We start from the raw sequence: 25,600 nt of genomic DNA on the forward strand, positions 1-25,600 counted from the left end.
ATCGGCGAAGAACGGACGCGAATTAATCATTCCGGAGCGGACCGCGCTCCATCCCCCCGCCGTTCGGTCAATCATCACCGCTTTTCGGTCATCCAACCCTTCGCGTGGTCTACCGCGTCCCTGAGCGAGAACAGTCTCGCGGTTCTTCGACCAAGTTGTCCGCTTCGTTCCACCCCCCAGGAGAAGGCCGCACCGACCGCCTCGAAATCACTGTCGTCCAGCACGACGTCGGTGTACTCGGTCCACTCGGAGCCGCCCTCCGGCCCCCTCACCACACAACGGTAGGTGCGCAGCGCGGATTTGACCCGGTATTCGGCAAGATGGAATGCGCTGCACTTGGCGAAACCCACATTGATCATGAGCACCTGCGCCCCGGCCCGGTAGAGCGCACCCAGCGGTGAACGCTCGCCGAGATGGCAGTCCAGAGGGTGCTCGGCGAGCAGCTCGGCGGCCTGCTGGCCGAGCGCCGCGAACGACGTCTGCGGATGCGCGCTGCGCAGGGCCCCCGCCGCGGTCCGTACGGACTCGGCCAACCGGCCCATCCCCTGACTGGGCGTGGTGGCCGGGTCGAAGGCCGGCATGTCCGCCCGGAAGGCCGCCGCCTGCACGGGTGTCATGCCGCGCACTCGCGCCAGATACGCGGAGGAGGTGTCCGAGTTCTCCTCGGTGAAGGCGGGCACCACCAGCGTGCCGTCGGGGCCCAGGACCTCGAGCAGCGCGTCGCGCACGGTGCGGGCATCGAGCCCGGTGGTGTGCAGGGAGGCGTGGACGAGAAGGGTCGCGCCCCTGCGCACGCCCAGGGCGCGCAGTGCGCGGACCGGGTCCCGGGTTCCTGACGGGTCATCCACCGGCTGCCTCCGCGTGCAGAGCGGCGATCAGGCGCTTGCCGCTGACGGTCGGTTCCGGTGCGTCGCGCAGGGTCTTCAGGGCAAGGACGGCGTGGGCGGCGGACGCCGGGTCGAGGGCCGCGAGTACGACGCGTTCGTACGCCCCGGCCAACAGTGCGGAGGCGGGCAGCGGCTCGTCCTGCCAGGGAGCGGGATGCAGCCAGGCGCCGTCCTCCGCCAGAAGGTCCGTGACTTCGCCGACGGCACGGAGTTTCGCCCGGGCGAAGCCCCGCAGCAGGGCGACCGCCAGGTCGGCGGGCGGGCCGTGAAGGCCGAGGCCGAGGGCGCCGTAGGCATGCCTCCCGACCGAGGGCCCGGCGCCCTTAAGAGGCGTCAGGGTGGTGATGGACGCCGCGAGTTCGGCCGCTCGCCCGGGCGCGCTGTCCCGCAGCAGGGCCCAGGCCGCGGCGAGGGACTCGGTGTCCCCCGCGGGGCGTACCGGTTCGCCGTAGCAGTCCCGGTAGGGATCGAGGTCGTCGAGCACCAGCTGCGGCCAGCCGTCGAGTCCGGGCCGGTGCAGGGGCCGCCAGCCGGCCCGGCGCTTCTCCGGGTGCACGCGTAACGTCTCGCGTCCTGCCACCCGGACGACCAGCTCGTCCAAGGTGCCGCCGACTTCGGCCTCACAGGGTTCGCCGTCGGCCGACAGCCGCAGCTCGCCCAGGGTGGGCAGCATGAGAGTGCCGGTGGGGCAGCCGACCCGCACGGACAGGCCGAGTCCGCTGCGTACGACCGCGGCGGCCACACGGGACTCCAGGCGGAGGGCGAGTGCGACGGCGTCGGGCCGCTGCCGGCGCAGGGCTTCCAGGCAGTCGTGGAGCCAGGTGCGGGTGTAGGGATGGGCGTAGATCTCGTCGAGACCGAGCGAGGACTCGTCGATCGTGGACGCGAGCTCCCAGGCGGCCGACCATCGTTCGCCCCCGCGGCCGTCGAGCTCCTCGTTGAGCCGGGCGAGGGTGTAGCGGGTCAGATCCTGCTGGAGGATGAGCAGGGCCTCCGGGTCGGTCACGGCCGGGGACGCGGTGACGGGTGCCGTGCGCTCCTCGATGCCGAGGATCAGCGCCTTGAGGTCGTTGCAGTACACCGAGGTGTTGTCGAAGCCGGAGCCGGTCGCGTACCGGTGTGTGTAGAGCCCGCCGCCGCAGGAGCGGACGACCGGGCACTGACGGCACGTCGGGCTCACGCCCTCCAGCCCCAGTTGTCGGGCCCTGACCCCGGGGTGGCGAGCCACCTCGTCGAAGTGGTGCCGGAAGACGTCGAACCCGGTGGCGGCCGCGCCCTCGTAGGCGCTCTTCAGCGAATCGACCTGCTCCAGGCTGCCGTCGGTCTCGACGACGACGAGATCGGAAGGGGCCAGTCCGAGAGACTCGGTGAGGCTCGGGCCGCCGGCCAGTGTGGAGAGAACCGACTCGAAGAGCCGCACCGGCACGGGCCTGCCGCGGGCGTCCCAGCGGTCGAAGATCTTGAGGATCCAGTCGGCGTAGGCGGTGGGTGATCCGTCCGGGCGGGCCGGCGGGTCGTCCCAGGTGGCGTGGGGCAGCAGGAAGTCGATCCGCGGGGGCTCGAGCTCGGCGAGGGCGTCGTACACGGTGACCGGGTCGTTGGCCACGTCGATGGTGCACAGCAGGCCGAGGTAGAGGTGCCGGTAGGGCTCCTGGCGGAGGAGGTCGACGGCCCGCAGTACGAGCGGATGGCTGGTGCGGCCGTCCGCGTAGCGTCGGTGGCGGTCGTTGGCGCTGCGGTCTCCGTCGAGGGAGATGCCGACCCGGACGTCGAATTCGTCGAACAGGTCGAGATAGCGGCTGCTCAGCTGGATTCCGTTGGTGTGGATCCGCAGGTCCAGCTCGGCGACGTCGTCGAGGGCCGCGGTGAGCTCCTCGCAGACGCGGCGCAGACGGGCGGTGCCCGCCAGCAGAGGCTCCCCTCCGTGCAGGATCACTGACACGGAGGGCAGGGCATGACTCTTGGCATGCTCGGCCAGTCGCAGAGCTGTCCAGGAAATCGCTTCGTCAGAGATTGCCTTCGGGCGGGTTCGCCAGCTCTGATCAGCGTGTTCGTAGATGTAGCAATGATCGCAGGCAAGATCGCACCTGCTGTGCACCTTCACAACAATCTGCTGGAAGGGGACCAGTTCGGGCCCTGTCATTGCACCAGTCTAGGGTCGGTCCAAAGCCCTCCGGGGTGCTTTCAGAGCGCAGAGTTGAACGTGGCGGCACGCATGATGCGCTCTTCGGAAGCGGGCAGGACACGGGCGAGCTTGCGTGCAGCATCGGCACCACGCACGTCGATCTGCGCCAGTGGAACTCGATTCTTCTTCGCAACGGCGAAGGAGGCGGAGGTGTGAAGGGTCATTGGAGGCCGTCCTTGATGTTGTGTCCAGCTCAATGCTGTGCCCAGCGGGGATACCACGCACCGTTGCGATGCCGGCGGCACGACTTTACTCTCATGGCCACTCTCAGCAACTCAGCACGGGGATAAGCAACAAAAGAGTTGCACCGCATTCTCGCAGGACCGCAAGGAACAAGCGATTCCGCCTAAAGAGTGACGACAAAACCGCAGACGGGGGTGCGTATGAGCGAGCTTTCGAGCCCTTTGCAGAGCATGGTCCTCCGCAACGGCGATCTACCGGTTCTCTACCACCGCACGGACACCATCGCCGTCGCCCGCCAGCGCGAGGCGGTCGCCGGGACCCGGCACCGGCTGCTCCTCCTGGTCGCCGGCGCCGCCCTGGCGGCCCTGCCCACCTCGCTGAGGCTGGGTGGGTCCTTCCAACTCGCCTCGTTCCTCAGCGCCTTGGCCTATGCCGGAGTACTGGTGCTGGGGTACCGCGCCACCCGCCGCAGAGCAAAGTCGCAATGGCAACTGAACCGCTCTGCCGCTGAGTTCATCAAGTCCATGTGCTGGCGGTACGCGGTCCACGGCGCACCCTTCGACTCACGTCTTACGGAGGTCGAAGCCGATGATCTGTTCACCGCCCGTATGGAGGACGGGTTACGGGAGTTGGCCAAGGTCGGCTGGGAGGATCCGCGTACGGCGGGCGGCGACGCCGCGGCGAGTGACCTCATCACCACCCCCATGCGCCGGCTGCGGGCCAAACCCTTCAGCGTCCGCAAGGAGACCTACGTCAGGGACCGGCTGATCGAGCAGCGCAACTGGTACCACCGGCGTACCGAGATGTCCCGGCGCGCGACCGCGCTCTGGTCCGCGTCGATCGCGCTGCTCACCCTCATCGCCCTGTTCTTCGCGGCGCTGCGCACGTTCTCCGTGGCGGACTCCTTCCATGCGCAGGGCGTACTGTCGGCCGCGGCCGCCGCGTGCCTCGCGTGGAGCGAGACCCGCCGCCACCAGCCGCTGATCGCCGCGCACTCGCTCGTGGAGGAGGACCTGGCCGCCATGCACACCGCGATGGAAACCACGGTCACCGATGCACAGTGGCCCTCCGCGGTCTACGAAACCGAGCGCATCGTCTCCCCCCAGCACACGGACTGGCTGGTGAGACACCGCAGCTGACGTGGCGACAGGGTCAGTCGCGCAGCAGACCCTCCCGCCAGATGACCGTCACGGGCCTCCCGAGGTCGCGGGCGTAGCGCACGATGTCGCCGGTGCCGCCGTGGCCGCGGGCCGGGAGGCCGTCCCAGACGGCGAGCAGCCGGTCGCAGTGGTCGGCGATGTAGGCACCGGCCGCGTAGTAGGCCTCGTCGGTCGAAAAGGGGAAGGCCAGTCTCACCTCCCGGGTGGCCAGCCTCTTGAGCCGCAGGTAGTCGGCGAGCTCGCCGGGGGCGGTGAAGCCCTGTTCGTAGTCGCCACTGGGGATGACGGCGGTCAGTTCGGCGCCGCAGTCCAAAGCGATGTCCGCGAAGAGCTGGTCGGCCCCCACGGCAAGGCTGGACAGGGCTTCCAACGAGCCCTGGTGGCTGCAGAGCGCGGCCCGCAGCCCGGCGCGGACATGGGCCAGCGCCTCCGGCGGAATACCCCGGTGGCCGGTCACTCCGATGCGTTTCACTTCGCGCTGCAACCCCCGTCACTTCGGCCGCCCCCCGGCCGTCCTGACATCCTCCGAAAAACGGGACGGAACGTCGAGCCCCCGTCCTGGTGGTGAAGGACGGGGGCTCCGTTGCCGTCGGCCGTCTGCGGCCGATCGCGTCAGTAGACGCTCACTCCGTACCGGTTGAGCGCCTCGACCACCGGCTGGAAGAACGTCGTACCGCCGGTGCTGCAGTTTCCGCTGCCGCCGGAGGTCAGGCCGATGGCCCGGCTGCCGGAGTAGAGCGGGCCGCCGCTGTCGCCGGGCTCCGCGCAGACGTTGGTGCGGATCATGCCGTAGACGATGTCACCGCCGCCGTAGTTCACGGTGGCATTGAGACCGGTGACCGTGCCGCTGTGGGTTCCTGTGGTGGAGCCCCGGCGGGTGACGGACATGCCGACGGTGGCGTTGGCCGCGCTGGTGATGTCCTGGCTCCCGACCGTACCGGGGTGGGACAGCGAGGTGTTGGAGTAGCGGACGATACCGTAGTCGTTGCCCGGGAAGCTGGAACCGGCCGTGGGGCCGATGACCGTGGAGCGGGAGGAGTTGGTGTACCAGGTGCCCGCGCCGTCGGTGCAGTGGCCGGCGGTGAGCAGGTAGTAGGTGGTGCCGCTGCGGACGTTGAAGCCGAGCGAGCAGCGCCAGCTGGACGCGTAGATCGCGTCGCCGCCGGAGATCAGTTTGGAGAAGGTGCCCGGGGTGCGTTCGATGCGCAGGGCGTCGGCGTTGGTCCCGGCCTGGCGCTTGATCTTGGCTATCTCGGCCTTCGAGACGGTGCTGTCGGCCGTGACGACGAGCGTGCCGGTGTCCTGGTCGACGTGCCAGGCGGTACCTGCCACGTCCGCCTCGAGGACGGCGTCGCCGGCGGCGGTGAGCTGCTGGGCGCTGAAGGTCTGTGCCTCGTCGGCGTCGGCGGTGGGGACGGCCAGAGCTGCGGCAGCTGTCAGGCCGGTGGCGACCGCGATCAGACGGGTGCGTCTGTGGGCGCCGGTGCGGGGGATGGTGCGCCTGATCCTCACTTGTCGTTCCTCCCGAGGGGTGGACGGCCCGTCCGTGGGGGGGGCCTGTGAGGCGCAGCCAGGAGCAGTTTCGACGTCCGGACCACCCGGATATCGGACAAACTGTGCTCCTGGCAAGCGCTGTTCGGGAGTATTCGCGGCGTCAACCAACCACGCAAGGGTGTCTTTCGGCCGCGGTGCACATGCACGGCGCATGGCCCCGGCTGCTGTACTGCCCGCCGGGGCTGTGCTTGCTTCGGGACGCTCCTGTCTTGCTCTGGACGTGTCACGCCGTCAGAAGGTTCCCGTGCAGCCGCCGGAACCAGGAAAGACAGGGTCTTGCCGGGCGGCGGGAAGGGCAGATGAGGCGTCGGCGAAGGCGAACGGCGGCAGCAGGGCGCGGTTGTGGTCGATGCCCACGGTGCCGTCGGCCGCGGGTGGCTTCCGGCGCAGGAACCGGAAGCGGTAACTCCTGTATGCCCTGGTCGTGTCGGCGACGACCGCCCGCGGTGAGCCGTCCTCCCCTACGACGACGCGCAGGGTGTGCTGCTGTCCGTCGACCTCGAAGGCGACCTCCCCGCCGAGGCCCAGCCCTCGCTCCGGCCCGTCCGCGTTCTCCGCCCGGACCCCGCGGTCCGCCTCGTCGGGCCGGAAGCGGCCGGGAAGCACCCGGCGGGGGTCGTACGGCGTGACCTCGATGCCCCTGAACGCCTCCGTGCCGGGGCCGTCGGGCCGAAGTCCCGGACCGCCCAGAGCTCTTCCCCGCGCAGCAGGACGAGCCGGCGTCCGCCGTGCGCCACATGAGCACGGCGATCGGGCCGTGGTCGACGGTGAGGCGATGTGGCCGGTGAAGGGCTTGTCGTCGAGATGGAGGCCGTCCTCGGCGATGGCGCCGAGCACAACCTCGTCGCCGTACGCCACCCACTCCTCCGGAACGGCCGGAATTCGCCCCTGCGGGTGGGCGGAGAGCCAGTGCGTGCCCATGAGGGAGAGCGGCCCGTACGGCCCCGAGACGGCGGCGAGCCGCCGCTCCTGCCGGCGCTGCCATGTCGGCTCCGCCGGGCGTCATGCCGCCCACCTCGCACACCGCCCCGGCTGCGCCGCGGCCCGCGGCGCGCGTCCTGCGCTGCGTCAGCAGTCGCAACCGCAGCCGTCACAGCAGCAACCGTCGGAACAACCGCTGCAGCAGTTGCAACATTCGCCGCAACCGGAGCAGTCCATCCTGCTGCACAGGCCCTCACGGTGCTCACCGCTCCAGGGGTCCTCATGGGTGCCGCAACACATCTGGCAGGTACAGGCCAGTCCTGCCCAGACCAGGCAGCCGGCGATCAGACCCCTGCGGTCGCGACGAGGCGGCTCCGGCGGAAGCGGCCCCCCGGGGCCGCCGGGACCGGGTGCGTATGGATTGCCCGGAGCCGGCGGACCGTAAGGACCTGGCTGGTGCGCGCACGTCGCCGTACCGAAGGCACGGTCCACCGAGGTGCGCAGCTCGTGGGCGAGGAGCACATGCACCAGCTTGTCGTCGGTGAAGTGCACGTCCCGCAGCGCCAGGCGGATCCCGTGGAGCGCGTCGTCGGCGAGGCGGCGGGCCTCGGTGAGCGGAGTGCCGGTCGCGGTGAGCGGGTTCCACGCACCGGACACCTCGTCAGCTTCCTGGTCCTCCACGGCGTCCAGCAGATGCGCCAGCCTGCCGAACAGCCGTCCGGCCTCGGCGAGCGGTGCCACGTTCTCCGGCCGGCCGGCGAGCACAGCGGTGTGCGCGAAGGCCGCGGCCGTTGCGGTCTCGGTGGGTTCCGTGACGGTCAGGACGGAGGTGCCCGGTCCGGCCAGCGCCTCGATCCCGGTCTGCCGGTCGACCGCGTCGAGCAGCACCGCCGTGTCGAAACCGAGGGCGGCGCCGGCGCGTGCGCCCGCGCGGTCCCAGCCGGCGGCCACGCGGCGGGCCGCGGCGGCCATCGGCCTGCGCGCCAACACGCCGTCGCCGTCGGCGACGTGGTCGCGCACCTTGGCCGACGCGAGCACCAGGGACACCGCGGCGGCCAGGCGCGCGCCCTCACCGCGGGCGACGGGCGCGGTGCGCATGGCGCGCAGCGGGCAGGGTCCGGCGGTGCGCCGCTGCGCCGGGGTGCGTTCGGTCTGAGCCTCCGTCAGGACCGAGACGATCAGGCCGTCGTAGTTGGTGACGACGCGTGCGAACTGTCCGTGGTCGGCGCGAAGTGCCAGACACAGTCCGCACAGATGGGCTATCCACTCGGTCTTCAGCCCGTCCGTGAGCCGATGTGAGCATGGTCTGACGATTCCGAACACGACGGTCCCCCGCGAGTCACTGAGATGGGCGGTGGGCATCGTATCCAGCCGGTCGTTCACCCGTACGTGCCCAAGGTCACCCGTCCGGCGCGACTTTTATATTTTCATCCCGTCACGGGCCCTGTGGCGGCCGGACCTTGACGAATCGCCACATCTTCTGCACCAGTACCGTCACGAATCCCCTGCGCGGCGACTATCCACTTGGCGCCCGATCCGCATCATGGACGACGATAGGGGATATGCGGAACCACAAGTGACCGCGATGAAAGGAGGCGTCCATGGGATCGGTGCGTAAGGCGAGCGCCTGGCTGGGACTCGTCGAGGACGACGGGCGTTACTACGACGACGAGTACGCCGAGGGTGCCGAGACGGGTGACGCGTGGGTCACCGACCCTCGGGTTCGTGTCGCCTCCGAGTCCGCCCGACAGGAGGGCCGCCGGATCGCGACGGTGTCCCCGGACGGTTTCCGGGACGCCCGCGGAATCGGTGAGCTCTTCCGTTCGGGCGTCCCGGTCATCGTGAACCTCACGTCGATGGAGCCCGGCGACGCGAAGCGGGTCGTCGACTTCGCCGCGGGTCTCGCCTTCGGACTGCGCGGTTCGATCGAGCGCGTCGCTACGCGCGTGTTCCTGCTGACCCCCGCCGACACCGAGATCGTCAGCGGGGACCCGGCAGGCCGTTCCCCGGACGGCTTCTTCAACCAGAGCTGAGCAAGGCACTTGCCCGCCGCGGCGGGGCGCTCCTAGCGGAACGCGTCGAGGCCGGTGAGCGCCTTGCCCAGCACGAGCTGGTGCATCTCGACGGTGCCCTCGTACGTGAGCACCGACTCGAGGTTCGTCGCGTGCCGCATCACGGGGTACTCGAGCGAGATCCCGTTCGCGCCGAGAATGGTGCGTGAGGTGCGGCAGATCTCGATCGCCTCCCGCACGTTGTTGAGCTTTCCGAAGCTGACCTGCTCCGGCCGCAGCTTCCCGGCATCCATCCTCATGCCGAGGTGGTGGGCGAGCAGGATCCCCTTGTGCAGTTCGAGGGCCATGTCCGCCAGTTTGGCCTGGGTGAGCTGGAAGCCGCCGATCGGCCGACCGAACTGCTCGCGGGTGCGCGCGTACGACACCGCCGCCTCGAAGCTGGAGCGAGCCGCACCCATCGAGCCCCACACGATCCCGTAGCGGGCGTGGCTCAGACAGCTGAGCGGGCCGCGCAGGCCGGTGACCTCCGGCAGTACCGCGTCACCGGGCAGCCGGACCTCGTCCATGACGAGCTCGCTGGTCACCGAGGCCCGCAGCGACCACTTGTGCTTGATCTCGGGCGCGGAGAAGCCCGGGGTGTCGGTGGGCACGACGAAACCGCGGATGCCGTCGTCGGTCTGCGCCCAGACCACTGCCACGCCGGCGACGGAGCCGTTGGTGATCCACATCTTGCGGCCGGTGAGCACCCAGTCACCGCCGTCGCGCTTGGCGTGGGTGCGCATGGCGGCCGGGTCGGAGCCGTGGTCGGGCTCGGTCAGGCCGAAGCAGCCGATGATCTCGCCGGCGGCCATACCGGGCAGCCAGCGCTGCTTCTGCTCCTCGGAGCCGTAGCGGTGGATCGCGTACATGGCGAGGGAGCCCTGTACGGAGACGAGGGAGCGGATGCCGGAGTCGGCGGCCTCGAGCTCGAGGCAGGCCAGTCCGTACTGGACGGCGGTGGCGCCGGCGCAGCCGTAGCCGTCGAGCGACATCCCGAGCGCGCCGATGGAGCCGAGTTCACGGGCCAGCTCGCGGATGCCGGGGAGCTCTCCGCGCTCGTACCAGTCGGCGATGTGCGGCAGGACGCGGTCGGCGGCCCAGCTGCGGACGGTGTCGCGGACGGCGAGGTCCTCGGCGTCGAGCAGGTCGTCGATGCCGAGCGGGTCGCCGGGATCGAAGGGCGGAAGCTTCGAGGCTCTGGACATGAGGTGACCTCCGGCGGCTCTCACACTGGCACTCCCCCGGCCGGTGGGCCGCAGGAAGGGAACGGACGACGCGGCCTGAAAACTAGCACTGCTAGTCAGACGCCTCGCCAGACGTTACGGCTCAGTGTGCCGTGCGTCCAGACCCCGCCGCCTCGGCGGCCGCGGGCATGCCGTGGACGGACGGCCTGCGGCCGGCCGGCACACCTGCCCCGTGTCGCTGGTCCGGGGCGCCGGACCGCCGGGCACCGGAGGCGTCGCTCTCGCGGCTCGCCGGGATCTTCGCCGGATCGGCCTGTCGTGGCTGGGGGCACATGTCCGGCGTGCCGCACTCCATGATCCGCGGCAGCCGCAGCGCGGCGGCCGCGCCCAGGAGCAGCAGCCCCGCACTGACGAGCAACGTGATGTGCAGACCATGGACAAAGGAGTGACGGGCCGTGGACCGCAGCAGTTCCCCCGCCGGGCCGTCGAGCCGCTCGGCGACCTGGTACGCCTCGCCCAGGGAGTGGGCGGCGGCCTCGCTCGCGGACCGCGGAACTCCGCCCAGGGACGACAGGGCAGGGGCGTACGCGGCGTTCATCACGCTGCCGAGCAGGGCGATGCCCATGCCGGCGCCGAGCTGGTAGGAGGTCTCACCGATCGCGGCGGCCCCGCCCGCCTGGTCGGCCTGGGCTTCGCTGAGCATCGACTCGTAAGCGCCGAACAGGGTCGTCTGCAGCCCGAAACCGAGCAGGACGAAGGCGGCGGTCAGCAGCCACGGGCGGTCGTGCTGGCCCATCGCGGTCAGCACCAGTACGGCGGCGGCGGTCAGCACGAAACCCCAGCCGACCATCCGGCGTGGACCGAGACGGCTCAGGGTGTACGAGCCGGTGGCGCCCGCGGCCATGGCGGCGAAGGTCAGCGGCAGCAGCCGCAGGCCGGTCTCCAGCGGGCTGAGCCCGAGGACCAGCTGCAGGTACTGGACGGCGATCAGCTCGAGGCCGACGAGCGCCAGCATGGCGAGGACTATGCAGCCCACGGAGGTGGAGAAGGCGGCTCTGGCGAACATCCGCATGTCGATGAGGGGATGCCGGCGGCGTTTCTGCCGCCCCACGAACAGCACCAGCAGCGCGGCGCCGAGGATCAGCGGGCCGAGCACTCCCCGCTCGAACAGACCGGAGCCCGCGCCCAGCCGCTTCACACCGAAAACCACGCCGAGCACTCCTCCCGCGGCCATCAGCGCGCCGAGGACGTCCCAGGGGCCGTCGGCACCGCCCCGGGACTCGGGCAGCAGCCAGCGGCCGGCCGGGACGATCAGCGCCATCAGCGGAATGTTGATCAGGAAGACGGAGCCCCACCAGAAGTTCTCGACGAGGAAGCCGCCGAGTACGGGTCCGGTGGCGGCGCCCACGGCGGCCACCGCCGTCCATATGCCGATCGCGGTCGCGCGTTCACGCCGGTCCGGGAAGACGGCCCGCAGGATCGAGAGCGTCGCGGGCATGATCATCGCGCCGCCGACGCCGAGCAGGGCGCGGGCGCAGATCAGCACCTCGGGGGTGGGCGCAAAGGCGGCGACCGCGGAGGCGGCGCCGAATATGCCGTAGCCGAGCAGCAGCACACGGCGCCTGCCGACCCGGTCTCCGAGCGTGCCGAACAGGATCAGCAGCGCGGCGCAGACCAGGGGGTAGGCGTCCACGACCCACAGCAGTTCGACACCGCTCGGGCGCAGGTCCTCCGTGACTGCGGGGACCGCGACATGCAGCACGGTCGCATCGAGGGCCACCAGCAGGAGGCTCACGCAGAGGACGAAGAGGACGACCCAGCGGTTGGCACCGCCGCCGACGGAGCGCAGGCGTGCGCCGGCCGTGGGCGTCACGGACATGTACGTACCTCCCGGTGAATCCCTCGCACTCGGCGGACCGGCCTGGACGGTGGTGCGGGGATGTCCCGACTGGGCGGCCCGGCATCGACGGGCGAGTGAGTCGCCAGCGTACGCGAGTTCGCGAGCGGTGCACGTGGTCGATCTCTCACCGGTCGGGCGGCCCGGTGTGGCGTACGCCACTCGCCGGCGCCCCTTGAACGATCCCGGCGGGTCCTGAACATCCCGGAAATTCCGCACGGGATCCCGGTGAACCATTCACGGTCCGCAGAAGGAAGCCTTCCGTGAGGACCGTCGGACAAATGCGGGAACAAGGCCGCCCGCTTTTCCTGACGGCCCGTGAATGAAACTGGACCTGAGACAAACTCCACATCACATAGGCATCACGAAGAGAGTGGATCGACCTGACCGCACACTCACTCGCTGTAACGTCGATTAGGTGCGTACCGACTTCTTTGCCCGGCTGGACCGGGAGCCGGAACCGCCGAAGATTGAGATCCCGCGGATGAGCCGCACGCGTCTCGCCCTCTTCGGCGGGACGTCGGCGTTCTATCTGGCCATCGTCGTCGCCGTGCTGGCGTCGACGTGGCTCGTAGCCCTCGACTGGAAGCTGATGCTCTTCCGGCCCTACGAGCAGTGGCCCGAGCAGCACGCCTTTCTCGACTACTTCGTGGTGCTCGGCCAGCGCGGGCCGACGGCCGTCATGGTCGCGGCATGGCTGGGCTGGCGCTCCTGGCGCCAGCACACCCTGCGCCCCCTTCTCGCGCTCGGCGCGGCCCTGCTGCTGCTGAACGCCACGGTGGGCGCGGTCAAGATCGGACTCGGCCGCCTCGGCCCCCACTACGCGACGCAGATCGGCTCCGCCGAGCTCTTCGCCGGCGGCGATATATTTCCTTCCGGACACACCGCCAACGCCGTGGTGACCTGGGGAATCCTGGCGTATCTGGCCACCACCCCGAGAGCCAGGCGCTATCTGTCGGCCCTCTCCGCCGTAGTGTCACTGGGCGTCGGCCTGACCACCGTGTATCTCGGTACGCACTGGCTGAGCGATGTACTGCTCGGCTGGGCGGCGGGACTGCTGATCCTGCTGGCTCTGCCCTGGTGCGAGCCGCTGATCGGCCGCGCGGAGGCCTGGATCCTCGGCATGCGCGACCAGTGGAGCGCCCGCCGCACGTCGGCGCCCTCGCTGCCCGTCGCGTCGGGCGGGCCGCGTCCCGCGGTGTTCCCGCAACGCGGCACCGACGCCTCCCCGGCGGACGACCCGGCGCGCGAGCCGGTGGCGACCGTCGGAACCACCACCCGGCCGGCGCCGGGTTCCGCGACCGGCCCGGCGGCAAGCACCAGGACGACCACGCACGACCGGTCCCGGGCGCACCCGCGCTCGGAGCGGACTCCGGTGACCCCCTCGGGCACCAGACGGCCTCCCCATTCGCGGCCGCTGACGGGCGGCTGAGCGCAGGCGGGCGACCGGCCCGCGTGCGACACGACGCACGAAGGCCCCGGTACTCGTCGAGTACCGGGGCCTTCGTGCGTCGTCCGGTCGGCTCAGCCCTTCCAGCAGCGGATGACAGAGCCGTCCTTCACCTCGAAGTTCAGCCGGCCGACCATGTACTCCATGGTGATGATCGAGCCGGGCGGCAGCGCCCTGACGGTCGACCAGCCGCGCTCACGGGCCTGCCGCTCGGCTTCTGCGGCGTCGAGGCCGACGTACGACTCCGGGCTGTCGTCGGGCTGTGGGGGAGGGGTCGGTATGGGTGCCATGGACCCACCGTAGGCGGCAGCGGACGGTGACGGAAGCGGAACGGGCGACGCTCCCAGCAGCCCCGTATACCCCACCGGTCACGCTTCTGTCACAGGACATCGACACATGTTCTGTTCGAACCCGTTCACCCGAACGGGCTCTCCGGCGGCGTTCGTACGCCATTCGGAGCACCGCGGTCGATCATGAAGAATTGCATTTCATCTGCCTTTTCCAATTCACGTCGGACGCCGCTCCCGAAGCAATTCACACGACCTGAGGAATTCACCGTTCTTTCACAGAACCCACTCGACTCATGGGCTTTCCGCCAGAGCACGGGACAGCCGGTCCCGGGCGGCCCTGATGTGCTCGCTCAGCTCCGGCGGCTCGACGACCTCGAAGTCGACCCCCATGAGCATCACGTGGATGACGAGCACGTCCAGGCTCGCGGCCCCGGTTCGCAGCAGGCACTGCGTGTCGTCGACCGCCTCCAATACCCCGTCGGACGGCCCGACGACGTCGGCCGCACGCTCGGCGGAGGTGTGCAGCCTGATGACCGCCTGAGCCGTGTACGCGCGGGTGGAGACGCCCTGGGAGACGTAGCCCGCGAGATCGTCGGCGGGCGGCGTACGCGGTGCGAAACGGGGGCCGTGCGGGGGCTTCGGGACGATCCGGTCGGCCCGGAAAGTGCGCCAGTCGTCGCGCTCGACGTCCCAGGCCACGAGGTACCAGCGGCGCTCCGTGCACACCAACCGGTGCGGTTCGACGGTGCGCCGCGTGGCCGAGCCTCCGTGGTCGCGGTAGTCGAAACGCAGCCGCTCGCTGTCCCGGCATGCGTTCGCCAACTCGGTGAGCACACCGGCGTCCACGGTCGAACGCTGCTGTCCGCGCAGCATCGGGACGGTGAAGGAGTTCAGCGCGCTCACCCGCCGCCGCAACCGGTTCGGCAGCACCTGCTCCAGCTTGGCCAGGGCGCGTACGGAGGTCTCGCCGATGCCCTCGATGCCCTGGCCGGCCGCCGTGCGCAGACCGACGGCCACCGCAACGGCCTCCTCGTCGTCCAGGAGCAGCGGCGGCAGTTCGGCGCCCGCGCCCAGTTGGTAGCCGCCCCCGGTGCCCGGGCTCGCGTTGACGGGGTAGCCGAGCTCGCGCAGCCGGTCCACGTCCCTGCGGACCGTGCGCGGGGTGACACCGAGCCGGTCGGCCAGGTCGGCGCCGGACCATTCACGGTGCGCCTGCAGAAGGGACAGCAGACGCAGCAGTCGTGCCGAGGTTTCCAACATGCGAGGGAGTCTGCCAGCGGTCGAGGACAGTCTCTGTCCTCGATCCGCGCCGCCAGGTGCTCCGCCGCGGCTGTCAGGGAACCGTGGTGATACGGACGCAGAGGCTGTTGTCGCCGGTGTAGCAGGGTGCGGCGGTGCCACCTGCGGTGCGCTGCTCCGGGTAGACGAAGATCGACTTCTTGTCCCAGACGTCATCCAGGATGCGGGAGATCCGCACCTCGGCGACGTCCGGGGCGGGACGCAGCCACAGCTCCCACAGCTGCTCCTCAGCCGCTCCCTCGGCCAGCGGCCCGAACGGCAGGGTGAAGCCGAAAGCACGACCGTCGCCGGTCACCGGCACCTCGTGCACCCGCTCGCCCGACCGCAGCCGTGCGCGGGCCACCGCGCCCTCGCCGAGCTCCGCCCCGTACAGGACTCCCTCGACCGTCATGGCGACCTGGTCGGGGGCGAGCTCGATCGCACCGGCCTCTGCGTGCGGTGCCCGCACCCAGCAGCGCACGGCGAGGCGGCCGTCGGCCGTCGGGTAGGGGACGCGTACGGCGACCGGCCCGCGGACCGGGTCCTGGTCGACGATGGCGCGCAGATCGCGGATACCCGACTCCAGCACCTCGCCGGACTCCGCGCAGACGTCCCAGCGGCCCTCCGCGAGCTCGGCCGAGGGGGCCAGCACGGCTCGTGCGGCTCCGTCACCGGAGCCGGTGAGCGGCAGTCGCAGCTCGTCGGCCGTGCCTTTGCCGCCGCGCCGCTTCAGGAGGAGCGCCGTGCCGGTGGCAGCGCCACCGGCGACGTCGAAGGTGATGGTGCCGTCGGCGTGGGCGAGGCAGTCTGCGCGCGGTATCGGACGGCCCGTGGATGTCATGGGCATGCTCATGCGCTCTTCTTCCCTCTTCGGATCACGTCCGCGGCAAGATAACGCAGCGAGTACGCCTTGTCGTACAGCGCGCTCCGGCCGCGGTGCAGCACCTCGCGCAGCGCACCGCGTGAACGCGCGCCCTCCCCGCGCGCGACGAGTTCGGTGAACAGCGCCTCGTGGCGCTCCGCGATGGGAGCCGGGTCGAACCGGGCCGAAGCGGCCAGTGCCGCACGGCCGGCGCGCTGCCGCAGTTCGTCGTCGCCTATCAGCGCGAGCAGCGCGTCGGCGATGGCGTCCACGTCCCCGACCGGGACCAGCCGGCCGTCCACACCGTCCTCGATGATCTCCGCGGGCCCGTGTGGGCAGTCGGTGGAGACGACCGGCAGGCCGCAGCGCATCGCCTCGACGATGGTCATGCCGAACGACTCCAGGCGGGAGGTCACGGCCGCGATCGAGCCCTTGACCCACTCGGCCTCCAGCGGGTTCGCGGGCCCCATGAGGAAGACGTGGTTGTGCAGCCCGCGCTCGTCGATGAGGGCGCGCAGCGCCTGCTTCTCGTTGCCGCTGGCATCGCCGCTGCCGTAGATCCGCAGCCGCCAGTCGGGGCGGGCGGCGACCACCTTGGAGAAGGCCTCGACGAGCAGGTCGTACCGCTTGACGCGGGTGAGACGGCCCGCCGCGACGACCCACTTGGACGTGCAGTCCGCGGGAGCCACGGCGGGGGCCGGCACGCTGTTGGGCACCGCCTCGATACGCACGCCGGGCAGCTTCAGCCGCTCGCGGTAGGAGCGGGCGTCCGCCTCCGTGACGGTGGTGACCGCGTCGAGCATGGTGTAGCGGTGGGCGATCTCGCGGCGCAGCCGGTAGCCGTGGCTGTCCAGCGTCAGATGCTCCTGGCCGACCCGCACCACGCCCCGTCGGGTCTGGCGGGCGATGGTGACGTTGAGGCCCGGGCGGGTGCCCACGACCATGTCGGCGTCAAGGGACGACAGATGGGCGGCGATCCTGACGTCGGTGAGCCGGCTGTACTGCTTGTGCCGGCCGTCGCCTCGCGGGAAGACCTTCGCCGGCAGCTTGGCGAGCGGGTCGTTGCCGTCGTAGCCGGGGCTCTTCTTCCGCAGGTCGACCAGATGCTTCATGGTGACACCGGCCGGGGCGCCCATGGCCGGCTCGTCACGGTGGCGGAAGACGGAGACGATCTCGACGTCGTGCCGTTCGGCGAGGGCGTGGGCGAGGTTGAACGTCGTCCTGATGGTGCCGCCGATGCCATAGGCGTTGTGGAGCAGAAATGAAATGCGCATGCGTCGCCGCGTCCCCCCGTGGTCCTGCGGATCCTCCTGGTCGGGAGGTCTACGCCACGACTTTACTCGGCTGCTGCGGGCGGTACGGAATCTGCGGTACGCCGAAGCAGTTGCGCTTCCTGTGACCGCACTGGGCACCCGGCCGCGGCCGTCCTCCGATCGCCAACGGACTGACGAGGGCGTCGAGTCGAGGGGGCCTTCTCCAGGTGTTCGGACGAGACGGGCAGCAGCGGTCCACCTGCGGTGCACGGCTGCGGGTGGTGCGGACAGCGCTCGGCACAGGCCCCGGCGAGGCGGGCGGAGCAGGACTTGGCCGCGTCGGTGCAGCACATGACCGCCGCCCGGCCCCCGATGCGAGGGGGCCAACTCCTCACCTGGCACAGCCTGCCGGAACGCGCACGCCTGCGGTCGCCGACCGCACGTACGAACTGCTGCGCGGGCTCGTCGCCGCGGTCGTCGCCGAACAGCGGCTTCCCGACTCCCTGGCGCCGCGGCCGCGGCGCGCCGGTCCTCGTGCACGAACTGCGCCGCGGCTCGGTCCTGTTCAGTGGCGAGCCGGCCGAACCAGCCGGCCCCGTGCCCGGTGCCCCTCCCCGGCAAGCGTGCCACGGCCGGGGGGGCGGCGCGGAGCGACGCCGTCCGCTTCATTCGTTGCCGTTCCGGGCGTGACCCGCACCACGGATCGCCCGTTGAACCGTTGAGCCGGGACCCGCCCGGCCCACCCGATCAAGTCCGAGGAGCCACCCGTGCCGCGCATGCTCGACGTCAGCGAGGACGTACGCGCCGAGATCGGCGACGAAGAAGCCGACCGACTGCTCGCCGGCCTGAACGCCCCGGGCAGCTACGACTGCACCTCCTGCCGCACTCCGGGCGACTCCGAGCAGGAGCGCACCAGCACCGTGCTGTTCGTCGGCGACGAAACGGCCGTGCTCGCCTTCGCCCACGCCACCTGCATCCCGTCCCAGGTCGTACAGGTGGCGGAGGACCAGCTCCAGGGCGCTGTCCGCTCCATCACCGGTGAGGAGCCGCGGATCCCGGGTGCCGCCCCCCGGCAGGCCGTGCTCGGCGTGACCAGCGGTCTGATCCTCATCGACGCCGATGTGTACCCCGCCCTCGTCGTGGAACCGACCGCGCCGATCGCCCGCCCGGGCACGACGGGCAGCGGCGGCGACGACTTCCTGCCGCTCCTGATCGAGCAGGGCTTCCTGCCGGTCACCGATGTGAACCAGCGCCCGTCCCAGCTGCCCGGCTGGTCGGTGCTGGTCGCCATGGGGCAGTTGCACGCCGTGCTCCAGCCCGGTACGGGCGGCGGCAGCCCGGTCGCCTGGTGGCAGGCGCACCAGCCGCTCCAGGTCACCGAGGGCTGGCGGACCGCCGTCAACAAGACGCAGACGGTCCTGGTGTTCGCCGCCCCCGTCGGCTCGATCGGCCAGCAGCCCCGCGAGGACCTGTTGCGCGACGCGTTGGAGAAGGCGGCGGCCAACGGCCGCCTGGTCGCCGCGGCGATGCCGCTCGCAGGGACCTGAGCCACGCGCAGGCCACGCGGCCCGATCCGCCGGACGTCCTGGACCGACGCCCCTGGATCACGGGGATGCCGGCCGACCGGCCCGGCAGTCACAGGACGTTCGCCGGGGCGGCCCTCCCGCCCCGGCGAACCGGTGTGCCCGCCCGAGCCCGCGTTCCCGTACCGTCCCCCGGAAGAATGCAGCCGGCCGCAGCCCGCATCCGGGAGACGGCGGCGTCGTTGCAGGTACGTGCACTCATACGACCCCTCCCCCCAGCCGTTCCAGAGTCAGATCCCCTCCATGCGCCCCTCGCGCGACGGATCGCCCGGCCGTTCGGCCACGCCGATCTACGACGCGCTGTACTCCGAGTACCTCAGGGCGTTCCGGACGCTGCCGGGTGACCGCAGCGGCGAGGAGGACATGGACTTCAAGGGGTTCGGTACGAGCCTGCACAGCGGCCGCGGCAACTTCTTCGGCTACGGAAGCCATACGGGCCACACCGGGCACACGAGCGGCCACGACGGCCACACCGACTATCCGGGTGAGCAGGCGAACTCCGGCGGACGCGGTTGGCACCCGCACCAGACCGGCCGGCACGCCGCCCACCAGCCCGCGGCGCTTCCGCCGGCCCCCCGCAAGGGGCTCTGACCGACGTCCTCTACGCCGCTGCCCCGGTACCTGCGATCGCGGGTACCGGGGCAGCGGCGTCGAGAACTACTTCTTGCGGCCGCGCTTCTCCCGCACCCGGACCGAGATGTGGATCGGGGTGCCCTCGAAGCCGAACTCCTCGCGCAGCCGGCGCTCGACGAAGCGGCGGTAGCCGTGCTCGAGGAAGCCGGACGCGAACAGCACGAACCGCGGCGGCTTGGTGCCGGCCTGCGTGCCGAACAGGATGCGCGGCTGCTTGCCGCCCCGGATCGGGTGCGGATGCGCGGCGACGATCTCGCCGAGGAACGCGTTCAGCCGGCCGGTCGGGACACGCGTCTCCCAGCCTGCCAGCGCCGTCTCGATAGCCGGGACCAGCTTCTCCATGTGGCGGCCGGTGAGCGCGGAGACGTTCACCCGGGGCGCCCAGGCGACCTGCTGCATCTCGGTCTCGATCTCACGCTCGAGGTAGTAGCGGCGCTCCTCGTCGAGGTCGTCCCACTTGTTGTAGGCGACGACGATCGCGCGGCCGGCCTCGACCGCCATCGTGATGATGCGCTGGTCCTGGACGCTGATGTTCTCCGTCGCGTCGATCAGGATGACCGCGACCTCCGCCTTCTCGACGGCGGCGGCCGTGCGCAGCGAGGCGTAGTAGTCGGCGCCCTGCTGGAGGTGGACGCGCTTGCGGATACCGGCGGTGTCGACGAACTTCCAGGTCACGCCGCCGAGTTCGATGAGCTCGTCGACGGGGTCGCGGGTGGTGCCCGCGAGCTCGTTGACGACGACGCGCTCCTCACGGGCGACCTTGTTGAGCAGCGACGACTTGCCGACGTTCGGACGGCCGATGAGGGCGATCCGGCGGGGACCGCCGACGGCGGTGCCGAAGGTCTGGGCCGGCGCCTCCGGCAGGGCCTCGAGGACGGCGTCGAGCATGTCGCCGGTGCCGCGGCCGTGCAGCGAGGAGACCGGGTGCGGCTGGCCGAGGCCGAGCGACCACAGCGCCGTGGCGTCGGCCTCGCCGCTGGGTCCGTCGACCTTGTTGGCGCAGAGCACCACGGGCTTGCCGGCCCGGCGGAGCAGCTTGACGACCGCCTCGTCGGTGTCGGTCGCGCCGACCGTCGAGTCGACGACGAAGACCACGGCGTCGGCGGCCTCGATGGCGTACTCGGCCTGAGCGGCGACGGAGGCGTCGATGCCGAGGACGTCCTGCTCCCAGCCGCCGGTGTCGACGACCTTGAAACGTCGGCCGGCCCACTCCGCCTCGTAGGTCACACGGTCGCGGGTGACGCCCGGCTTGTCCTCGACGACCGCCTCGCGGCGGCCGATGATGCGGTTCACCAGAGTCGATTTGCCGACATTCGGGCGGCCGACGACGGCGAGGACGGGAAGCGGGCCGTGCCCGGCCTCCCCGATCGCGCCTTCGACATCCTCGATGTCGAAGCCCTCTTCCGCGGCGAGCTCCATGAACTCCGCGTACTCGGCATCGCCGAGCGCTCCGTGGTCGTGCTGGTCGTTCATGAAGTCCGTTCCTCGTCCGTCACTGGGCCGCGTCCGGCGGCCCATTACTCAAGTCTGGCTCAGCGCCCGGTCAGGCGCTTCGCGTTTTCCAAGTGGGCGGTCAGCCGCTCCTGGATGCGCACCGTCGCTTCGTCGAGCGCCTTGCGCGTACGGCGCCCGCTCCGGTCACCGGCCTCGAAGGCGTCCCCGAAGACCACGTCCACGCGGCTGCGCAGCGGAGGCAGCGCCCGTATCAACCGTCCGCGCCGCTCGGTGCTTCCCAGCACCGCGACCGGCACGATCGGGGCGCCGCTGCGCACCGCGAAGTACGCCAGTCCGCCACGCAGCGACGCGAAGTCGCCCTCGCCGCGGGTGCCCTCGGGGAAGATCCCGAGGACTCCGTCCTTCTCCAGGACACCGAGCGCCGCCGTTATGGCGGTGCGGTCGGCGATCGTACGGTCCACCTTGAGCTGTCCGATCCCTGTCAGGAACGGATCGAGGGGGCCGACGAACGCCTCCTTCTTGATCAGGAAGTGCACGGGCCTGGGCGCGGTGCCCATCAGCATCGGCCCGTCGATGTTGTGCGAGTGGTTCACCGCGAGGATGACCGGCCCAGCGGCCGGGACCCGCCACGCGCCGAGGACGCGCGGCCTCCACAGCCCGTACATCAGCCCGATCCCGATGCCCCGCCCGACGGCCGCGCCCTTGGGCGAGGGTACGGTCACTTGGCGGCCCGCTTCTCCTCGACGAGAGTCACGACGCATTCGATGACCTGCGGCAGCGTGAGGTCCGTGGTGTCGACCTCGACCGCGTCGTCCGCCTTGGCGAGCGGAGAGGTCTTACGGCTGGAGTCGGCCGCGTCCCTCTTGATCAGGGCCTCGCGGGTGGTCGTGAGGTCGGAGCCCTTGATCTCGCCGCTGCGGCGGGCGGCCCTGGCCTCGGGCGATGCGGTGAGGAAGATCTTCAGGTCGGCGTCGGGCAGCACGGTCGTACCGATGTCACGGCCCTCGACGACGATGCCCTTCTCGGCCGCCTTGGCGATGGAACGCTGCAGCTCCGTGATGCGGGTGCGCACCTCGGGCACCGCGCTGACCGCGCTGACCTTGGAGGTGACGTCCTGCTCACGGATCGGGCCGGAGGCGTCGAGACCGTCGACGGTGATGGTCGGCGCCGACGGGTCGGTGCCGGACTCGATCACCGGCTTGCCGGAGGCGCTCGCGATCGCGTCCGGGTCCGCCACGTCGATGCCGTTGGTGATCATCCACCAGGTGATCGCACGGTACTGCGCGCCGGTGTCGAGATAGCTCAGCCCCAGTGCGGAGGCGACGGCCTTGGAGGTGCTCGACTTGCCCGTGCCGGAGGGGCCATCGATGGCGACGATCACGGATTCCACGGTGTCGGACACCTTCCTGGTTCGCGGTAATGGGCATGGCAGGGTGCCGGGTCGCCCACCACAAGGTTACCGAGTGCCGGAGACCGCTTCTGCACCCGTACGCCCCGGCTGCGGCAGGCTCCGGGACCGGCCCGTGCCGCGAACCGCTACTGGCGGATCGACCAGCCCCTCTCCCGCAGCGCCGCGGTGAGGAGCGGCGCCGCCGCCGGGTCGACCATCAGCTGGACCAGGCCGGCCTGCTGGCCCGTCGCGTGCTCGATGCGGACGTCCTCGATGTTCACACCGGCCCGGCCGGCATCGGCGAAGATACGGGCCAGCTCGCCCGGCCGGTCGCTGATCAGTACGGCGACGATCTCGTAGGCGGTGGGCGCCGTGCCGTGCTTGCCCGGCACCCGGACCCGGCCGGCGTTGCCGCGCCGCAGGACGTCCTCGATTCCCTCGGCGCCGTCCTGACGCTTGGACTCGTCGGAGGACTGCAGGGCGCGCAGCGCGCGGACCGTCTCGTCCAGGTCCGCCGCCACCCCGGCGAGCACATCCGCCACCGGACCGGGGTTCGCGGAGAGGATCTCCACCCACATCCGGGGGTCGGACGCCGCGATACGGGTCACATCGCGGATGCCCTGCCCGCAGAGCCGTACAGCGGTGTCGTCGGCGTCCTCCAGCCGCGCCGCGACCATCGACGAGATCAGCTGCGGCGTGTGCGAGACGAGGGCGACCGCCTTGTCGTGGGCGTCCGCGTCCATCACCACGGGCACGGCCTTGCAGAGGGCGACCAGCTCCAGAGCGAGGTTGAGGACCTCGGTGTCGGTGTCCCGGGTCGGCGTCAGAACCCATGGGCGGCCCTCGAAGAGGTCCGCGGTGGCCGCGAGCGGGCCGGAACGCTCCTTGCCGGCCATGGGGTGCGTGCCGATGTAGGCGGTCAGGTCGACGCCGAGTGCTTCGAGGTCGCGTCGCGGACTGCCCTTGACGCTGGCCACGTCGAGGTAGGCGCGGGCGACGCCGGCGCGCATGGCATCGGCGAGCGTGGTGGCGACGTGCGCAGGGGGCACGGCGACGACGGCGAGGTCGACGCGGCCCTCCGGCTGCTCGTCGGTACCGGCCCCGAGGGCGGCGGCGGTGCGGGCCCGTTCGGCGTCGTGGTCGACCAGATGTACGCCGACGCCGCGTCCGGCGAGGGCCAGCGCGGCGGACGTGCCGATCAGCCCGGTTCCGATGACGAGCGCGGTCCTCACTGGGCGATGTCCTTGCGGAGGGCGGCCGCGGCCCCGAGGTAGACGTGGGCGATCTCCGCCTTGGGCAGGTCGGACTCGACGTGCGCGAGTATCCGCACCACACGCGGCATGGCACCGGCGATGTCGAGTTCCTGGGCGCAGATCAGCGGCACGTCGACGATGCCGAGCTTGCGCGCGGCGGCCGCCGGGAAGTCGCTGTGCAGGTCGGGGGTGGCCGTGAACCAGACGCTGATCAGATCGTCGGCGACCAGGCCGTTGCGCTCCAGGACGGCGGTGAGCAGCTCGCTGACCTGCTCGTCCATGTGTACCGCGTCGTCCCGTTCCAGCTGGACGGCTCCACGGACCGCTCGTACCGCCACGTCGTGCTCCTTAGGGTCCGGCCGCGCGGTTCCTGCGCGGGTGCTTGCGTTTCAGCGTAGTCAGCACACGGCGCCGAAGCCGCGTCGACCGCTCTGCGAGACAACGAGACATATCGCGGCGGCTCGGGGCGCCTCACTGCGCTACAACTGGACGCATGATCTTCCACGCCGTGCCCGCCGCCGAATGGACCGCGGATACCGAGCGGCCCTACACCCCCGCCTCCCTTGCCGCCGAGGGCTTTGTGCACTGCTCCGCGGACGAGCCCACCGCCTTCGCCGTCGCCGACGCCCGCTTCCGCGACGTGCCGGACCTGCAGGTGCTGGTGATCGACGAGGCACGGCTCGGTGCGGAGGTCCGCCGGGAGGGCCCCGGTGGGCGGTTTCCGCATGTGTACGGGCCGGTGGAGCGTTCCGCCGTTGCGGCCGTGCGGGCTGTCCACCGGGACGCGGACGGCCACCCGCGTCGGCTCACGCCGCGGGACCGGCCGCCTGCCACAGGTTCCGGGGGCACACTGGGCTGACGGGCGGACATTCGCTGCCCGGTTGCTTCTTCTCCGCCCGTTCAAGGGTCACGATGCTCATGGCCCCGAGCCGGTCGGGGTCACGAGCCGAGGAGAGTGCCATGGACACGGGCCGACGGACGGTCCTGGCGGCAGGCGCGGCCGGAGCGGCAGCCCTGGTGGTGGGCTGCGGAGGCGGAGGCGGGGAGGATCCGGCGACGCAGCCGCCGACCGGCCCCGCCACGAGGGACTCGGAGGAGGACGGCGCCACGCCCTCCCCCGCCGGCGAGGAGCTGGCGAAGACCGGGGACATCCCGGTCGGCGGCGGCAAGGTCTTCGCCGACAAGAAGATCGTGGTGACACAGCCGGAGAGCGGGGACTTCAAGGCGTTCTCCGCCGTCTGCACCCATCAGGGCTGCACCGTGGCGAACGTCTCCGACGGGACCATCAACTGCCTTTGCCACGCCAGCAAGTTCACGATCACGGACGCCGCCGTGGCCAGTGGCCCGGCGACCAAGCCGCTGCCGCCGGAACGGATCAGCGTCTCCGGGGACTCGATCCGCCTCGACTGACACGGCGGGGCCTCCGTAACCTCTCGCGCATGACGCCCGAGAAGCTGGTCCGCGAACACACGGTCTACTCCTGCGTCATGGGGTCGCGGGCCTTCGGCCTGGCCACCGACGACAGCGACACCGACCGGCGTGGGGTGTTCGTTGCGCCCGCACCGCTGTTCTGGGGTTTCGAGAAGCCGCCCACACACATCGACGGGCCCGCGCAGGAGCAGTTCTCCTGGGAGCTGGAACGCTTCCTGGAGCTGGCACTGCGCTCCAACCCGAACGTCCTGGAGTGCCTGCACTCCCCCCTCGTCGAGCACATCGACGACACCGGTCGCGAACTGCTCACCCTGCGCGACGCATTCCTGTCGCGCCGGGCGCACGAGACGTTCGTGCGGTACGCGACCGGGCAGCGCAGAAGGCTGGAGGCGGACGTACGACAGCACGGGAAGCCTCGTTGGAAGCACGCCATGCACCTGCTCAGGCTGCTGGCCGGCTGCCGCGACCTGCTGCGCACGGGTGAGCTGGTGATCGACGTGGGCGCGGGCCGCGAGCGGCTGCTGGAGGTCAAGCGGGGCGAGGTGCCCTGGGAGCGGGTGGAGACCTGGATGACGCGCCTCGCCGAGGAGGCCGACGCGGCAGCGGCCGGCTCCCCGCTCCCTTCCGACCCGGACCGGGCCCGCGTGGAGGACTTCCTGGTGCGCACCCGCCGCGAGTCGGCCCGGTGAGACCCGGCTGA

25 protein-coding genes and 1 pseudogene are annotated in these 25,600 nt (G+C 71.0%); 8 read left to right on the plus strand and 18 right to left on the minus strand.

All coding sequences use genetic code 11. The features are described from left to right. Nucleotides 1-74: 74 nt before the first annotated feature. From IE198_RS10335 to fxsA, 3 genes are read right to left on the minus strand one after another with little or no spacing between them, the layout of a single operon-like run. On the minus strand, nucleotides 75-848 hold the full coding sequence (locus IE198_RS10335; RefSeq protein ID WP_189885000.1) for an AAC(3) family N-acetyltransferase: 774 nt from the start codon (nucleotides 846-848) through the stop codon (nucleotides 75-77). Then, nucleotides 841-3,030 carry a radical SAM/SPASM protein FxsBH, inactivated beta-hydroxylase extension form gene (gene fxsBH, locus IE198_RS10340; protein WP_189885002.1) on the minus strand — a complete coding sequence of 730 codons (2,190 nt, stop codon included), beginning with the start codon at nucleotides 3,028-3,030 and terminating at the stop codon, nucleotides 841-843. The genes IE198_RS10335 and fxsBH overlap by 8 nt, the downstream gene beginning before the upstream one ends. A gap of 41 nt (nucleotides 3,031-3,071) precedes the next feature. Then, nucleotides 3,072-3,236 (minus strand): FxSxx-COOH cyclophane-containing RiPP peptide, encoded by a 165-nt coding sequence (gene fxsA / locus IE198_RS10345; protein WP_189885005.1) that lies wholly within the window; start codon nucleotides 3,234-3,236, stop codon nucleotides 3,072-3,074. Between the two features lie 249 nt (nucleotides 3,237-3,485). Here fxsA and IE198_RS10350 point away from each other — a divergent pair, with 249 nt between their 5' ends. Continuing rightward, nucleotides 3,486-4,394: a DUF4231 domain-containing protein gene (locus IE198_RS10350; RefSeq protein ID WP_189885124.1), complete on the plus strand. Its 909-nt coding sequence runs from the start codon at nucleotides 3,486-3,488 to the stop codon at nucleotides 4,392-4,394. Nucleotides 4,395-4,407: 13 nt separating this feature from the next. Here IE198_RS10350 and IE198_RS10355 read toward each other — a convergent pair whose 3' ends face one another. The 4 genes and pseudogenes from IE198_RS10355 to IE198_RS10370 form a co-directional block, all read right to left on the minus strand. Further along, on the minus strand, nucleotides 4,408-4,887 hold the full coding sequence (locus IE198_RS10355; RefSeq protein ID WP_189885006.1) for a hypothetical protein: 480 nt from the start codon (nucleotides 4,885-4,887) through the stop codon (nucleotides 4,408-4,410). Nucleotides 4,888-5,027: 140 nt separating this feature from the next. Then, on the minus strand, nucleotides 5,028-5,927 hold the full coding sequence (locus tag IE198_RS10360; protein WP_189885008.1) for a S1 family peptidase: 900 nt from the start codon (nucleotides 5,925-5,927) through the stop codon (nucleotides 5,028-5,030). Nucleotides 5,928-6,199: 272 nt separating this feature from the next. Further along, nucleotides 6,200-6,953 (minus strand): annotated as a pseudogene (locus IE198_RS10365) (DUF1684 domain-containing protein); the annotation flags it as partial. Nucleotides 6,954-7,037: 84 nt separating this feature from the next. After that, a complete protein-coding gene (locus IE198_RS10370) occupies nucleotides 7,038-8,252 on the minus strand; it encodes a DUF5685 family protein (RefSeq protein WP_229833814.1) in 1,215 nt (404 codons plus the stop codon). Between the two features lie 239 nt (nucleotides 8,253-8,491). On the opposite strand from IE198_RS10370, the gene IE198_RS10375 reads away from it, so the two are divergent. Continuing rightward, entirely contained in the window at nucleotides 8,492-8,923 is a 432-nt protein-coding gene (locus IE198_RS10375) for a cell division protein SepF (protein ID WP_189885010.1), read from the plus strand. 32 nt (nucleotides 8,924-8,955) lie between these two features. Here IE198_RS10375 and IE198_RS10380 read toward each other — a convergent pair whose 3' ends face one another. Together IE198_RS10380 and IE198_RS10385 are read right to left on the minus strand one after the other, a co-directional pair. Next, complete coding sequence (locus tag IE198_RS10380) at nucleotides 8,956-10,146, minus strand: acyl-CoA dehydrogenase family protein (RefSeq protein ID WP_189885012.1); 1,191 nt, start codon at nucleotides 10,144-10,146, stop codon at nucleotides 8,956-8,958. A 121-nt stretch (nucleotides 10,147-10,267) separates the two neighbouring features. Continuing rightward, nucleotides 10,268-12,004, minus strand: a complete 1,737-nt coding sequence (locus IE198_RS10385; RefSeq protein WP_189885014.1) for an MFS transporter — start codon at nucleotides 12,002-12,004, stop codon at nucleotides 10,268-10,270. 436 nt (nucleotides 12,005-12,440) lie between these two features. On the opposite strand from IE198_RS10385, the gene IE198_RS10390 reads away from it, so the two are divergent. Continuing rightward, nucleotides 12,441-13,454, plus strand: a complete 1,014-nt coding sequence (locus IE198_RS10390) for a phosphatase PAP2 family protein (protein ID WP_189885016.1) — start codon at nucleotides 12,441-12,443, stop codon at nucleotides 13,452-13,454. Between the two features lie 92 nt (nucleotides 13,455-13,546). Here the strand turns inward: IE198_RS10390 and IE198_RS10395 are convergent, their stop codons facing one another. The 4 genes from IE198_RS10395 to IE198_RS10410 all read right to left on the minus strand — a co-directional run bounded on the left by IE198_RS10395 (nucleotide 13,547) and on the right by IE198_RS10410 (nucleotide 17,176). Continuing rightward, complete coding sequence (locus tag IE198_RS10395) at nucleotides 13,547-13,762, minus strand: I78 family peptidase inhibitor (protein ID WP_189885018.1); 216 nt, start codon at nucleotides 13,760-13,762, stop codon at nucleotides 13,547-13,549. Between the two features lie 291 nt (nucleotides 13,763-14,053). Then, on the minus strand, nucleotides 14,054-15,022 hold the full coding sequence (locus IE198_RS10400; RefSeq protein WP_189885020.1) for a helix-turn-helix transcriptional regulator: 969 nt from the start codon (nucleotides 15,020-15,022) through the stop codon (nucleotides 14,054-14,056). 73 nt (nucleotides 15,023-15,095) lie between these two features. Further along, on the minus strand, nucleotides 15,096-15,893 hold the full coding sequence (locus IE198_RS10405; protein ID WP_189885021.1) for a hypothetical protein: 798 nt from the start codon (nucleotides 15,891-15,893) through the stop codon (nucleotides 15,096-15,098). Beyond that, nucleotides 15,890-17,176 (minus strand): glycosyltransferase family 4 protein, encoded by a 1,287-nt coding sequence (locus tag IE198_RS10410; protein ID WP_189885024.1) that lies wholly within the window; start codon nucleotides 17,174-17,176, stop codon nucleotides 15,890-15,892. The genes IE198_RS10405 and IE198_RS10410 overlap by 4 nt, the downstream gene beginning before the upstream one ends. 746 nt (nucleotides 17,177-17,922) lie before the next feature. On the opposite strand from IE198_RS10410, the gene IE198_RS10415 reads away from it, so the two are divergent. Both IE198_RS10415 and IE198_RS10420 read left to right on the plus strand, forming a co-directional pair. Next, on the plus strand, nucleotides 17,923-18,702 hold the full coding sequence (locus tag IE198_RS10415; RefSeq protein WP_189885026.1) for a DUF8842 C-terminal domain-containing protein: 780 nt from the start codon (nucleotides 17,923-17,925) through the stop codon (nucleotides 18,700-18,702). Nucleotides 18,703-18,981: 279 nt separating this feature from the next. Then, nucleotides 18,982-19,329, plus strand: coding sequence for a hypothetical protein (locus IE198_RS10420; protein WP_229833815.1), 348 nt, complete (start codon nucleotides 18,982-18,984; stop codon nucleotides 19,327-19,329). Between the two features lie 66 nt (nucleotides 19,330-19,395). Here the strand turns inward: IE198_RS10420 and der are convergent, their stop codons facing one another. From der to aroH, 5 genes are all read right to left on the minus strand, one after another. Next, nucleotides 19,396-20,844, minus strand: a complete 1,449-nt coding sequence (gene der, locus IE198_RS10425; protein WP_189885031.1) for a ribosome biogenesis GTPase Der — start codon at nucleotides 20,842-20,844, stop codon at nucleotides 19,396-19,398. 59 nt (nucleotides 20,845-20,903) lie between these two features. Continuing rightward, nucleotides 20,904-21,587, minus strand: a complete 684-nt coding sequence (locus tag IE198_RS10430) for a lysophospholipid acyltransferase family protein (protein ID WP_189885033.1) — start codon at nucleotides 21,585-21,587, stop codon at nucleotides 20,904-20,906. Continuing rightward, on the minus strand, nucleotides 21,545-22,228 hold the full coding sequence (cmk, locus tag IE198_RS10435; RefSeq protein ID WP_189885036.1) for a (d)CMP kinase: 684 nt from the start codon (nucleotides 22,226-22,228) through the stop codon (nucleotides 21,545-21,547). The genes IE198_RS10430 and cmk overlap by 43 nt, the downstream gene beginning before the upstream one ends. A gap of 134 nt (nucleotides 22,229-22,362) precedes the next feature. Next, a complete protein-coding gene (locus IE198_RS10440) occupies nucleotides 22,363-23,448 on the minus strand; it encodes a prephenate dehydrogenase (protein WP_189885038.1) in 1,086 nt (361 codons plus the stop codon). Continuing rightward, nucleotides 23,445-23,807 carry a chorismate mutase gene (aroH, locus tag IE198_RS10445; RefSeq protein ID WP_189885040.1) on the minus strand — a complete coding sequence of 121 codons (363 nt, stop codon included), beginning with the start codon at nucleotides 23,805-23,807 and terminating at the stop codon, nucleotides 23,445-23,447. The genes IE198_RS10440 and aroH overlap by 4 nt, the downstream gene beginning before the upstream one ends. A gap of 155 nt (nucleotides 23,808-23,962) precedes the next feature. Between aroH and IE198_RS10450 the strand changes: the two genes are divergently transcribed. The 3 genes from IE198_RS10450 (at nucleotide 23,963) to IE198_RS10460 (ending at nucleotide 25,589) form a co-directional block, all read left to right on the plus strand. Then, nucleotides 23,963-24,328 (plus strand): DUF952 domain-containing protein, encoded by a 366-nt coding sequence (locus tag IE198_RS10450; protein ID WP_189885041.1) that lies wholly within the window; start codon nucleotides 23,963-23,965, stop codon nucleotides 24,326-24,328. A 101-nt stretch (nucleotides 24,329-24,429) separates the two neighbouring features. Further along, complete coding sequence (locus IE198_RS10455; RefSeq protein ID WP_189885043.1) at nucleotides 24,430-24,879, plus strand: Rieske (2Fe-2S) protein; 450 nt, start codon at nucleotides 24,430-24,432, stop codon at nucleotides 24,877-24,879. Continuing rightward, entirely contained in the window at nucleotides 24,765-25,589 is an 825-nt protein-coding gene (locus tag IE198_RS10460) for a nucleotidyltransferase domain-containing protein (RefSeq protein WP_268246467.1), read from the plus strand. Before IE198_RS10455 ends, IE198_RS10460 begins: the two co-directional genes overlap by 115 nt. The last annotated feature ends 11 nt before the right edge of the window (nucleotides 25,590-25,600 follow it).

The organism is Streptomyces xantholiticus (genome assembly GCF_014651015.1).
Taxonomy (GTDB): Bacteria; Actinomycetota; Actinomycetes; order Streptomycetales; family Streptomycetaceae; genus Streptomyces; species Streptomyces xantholiticus.

Bases quoted from the DNA above. Each gene is read 5' to 3' on its own strand.
- fxsBH (WP_189885002.1), bottom strand. From the start codon at position 3,030: ATGACAGGGCCCGAACTGGTCCCCTTCCAGCAGATTGTTGTGAAGGTG.
- fxsA (WP_189885005.1), bottom strand. From the start codon at position 3,236: ATGACCCTTCACACCTCCGCCTCCTTCGCCGTTGCGAAGAAGAATCGA.
- IE198_RS10350 (WP_189885124.1), top strand. From the start codon at position 3,486: ATGGTCCTCCGCAACGGCGATCTACCGGTTCTCTACCACCGCACGGAC.
- IE198_RS10370 (WP_229833814.1), bottom strand. From the start codon at position 8,252: ATGCCCACCGCCCATCTCAGTGACTCGCGGGGGACCGTCGTGTTCGGA.
- IE198_RS10375 (WP_189885010.1), top strand. From the start codon at position 8,492: ATGGGATCGGTGCGTAAGGCGAGCGCCTGGCTGGGACTCGTCGAGGAC.
- IE198_RS10380 (WP_189885012.1), bottom strand. From the start codon at position 10,146: ATGTCCAGAGCCTCGAAGCTTCCGCCCTTCGATCCCGGCGACCCGCTC.
- IE198_RS10385 (WP_189885014.1), bottom strand. From the start codon at position 12,004: ATGTCCGTGACGCCCACGGCCGGCGCACGCCTGCGCTCCGTCGGCGGC.
- IE198_RS10395 (WP_189885018.1), bottom strand. From the start codon at position 13,762: ATGGCACCCATACCGACCCCTCCCCCACAGCCCGACGACAGCCCGGAG.
- IE198_RS10400 (WP_189885020.1), bottom strand. From the start codon at position 15,022: ATGTTGGAAACCTCGGCACGACTGCTGCGTCTGCTGTCCCTTCTGCAG.
- IE198_RS10405 (WP_189885021.1), bottom strand. From the start codon at position 15,893: ATGAGCATGCCCATGACATCCACGGGCCGTCCGATACCGCGCGCAGAC.
- IE198_RS10410 (WP_189885024.1), bottom strand. From the start codon at position 17,176: ATGCGCATTTCATTTCTGCTCCACAACGCCTATGGCATCGGCGGCACC.
- IE198_RS10420 (WP_229833815.1), top strand. From the start codon at position 18,982: ATGCGCCCCTCGCGCGACGGATCGCCCGGCCGTTCGGCCACGCCGATC.
- der (WP_189885031.1), bottom strand. From the start codon at position 20,844: ATGAACGACCAGCACGACCACGGAGCGCTCGGCGATGCCGAGTACGCG.
- IE198_RS10430 (WP_189885033.1), bottom strand. From the start codon at position 21,587: ATGCGTCGTGACTCTCGTCGAGGAGAAGCGGGCCGCCAAGTGACCGTA.
- IE198_RS10450 (WP_189885041.1), top strand. From the start codon at position 23,963: ATGATCTTCCACGCCGTGCCCGCCGCCGAATGGACCGCGGATACCGAG.
- IE198_RS10455 (WP_189885043.1), top strand. From the start codon at position 24,430: ATGGACACGGGCCGACGGACGGTCCTGGCGGCAGGCGCGGCCGGAGCG.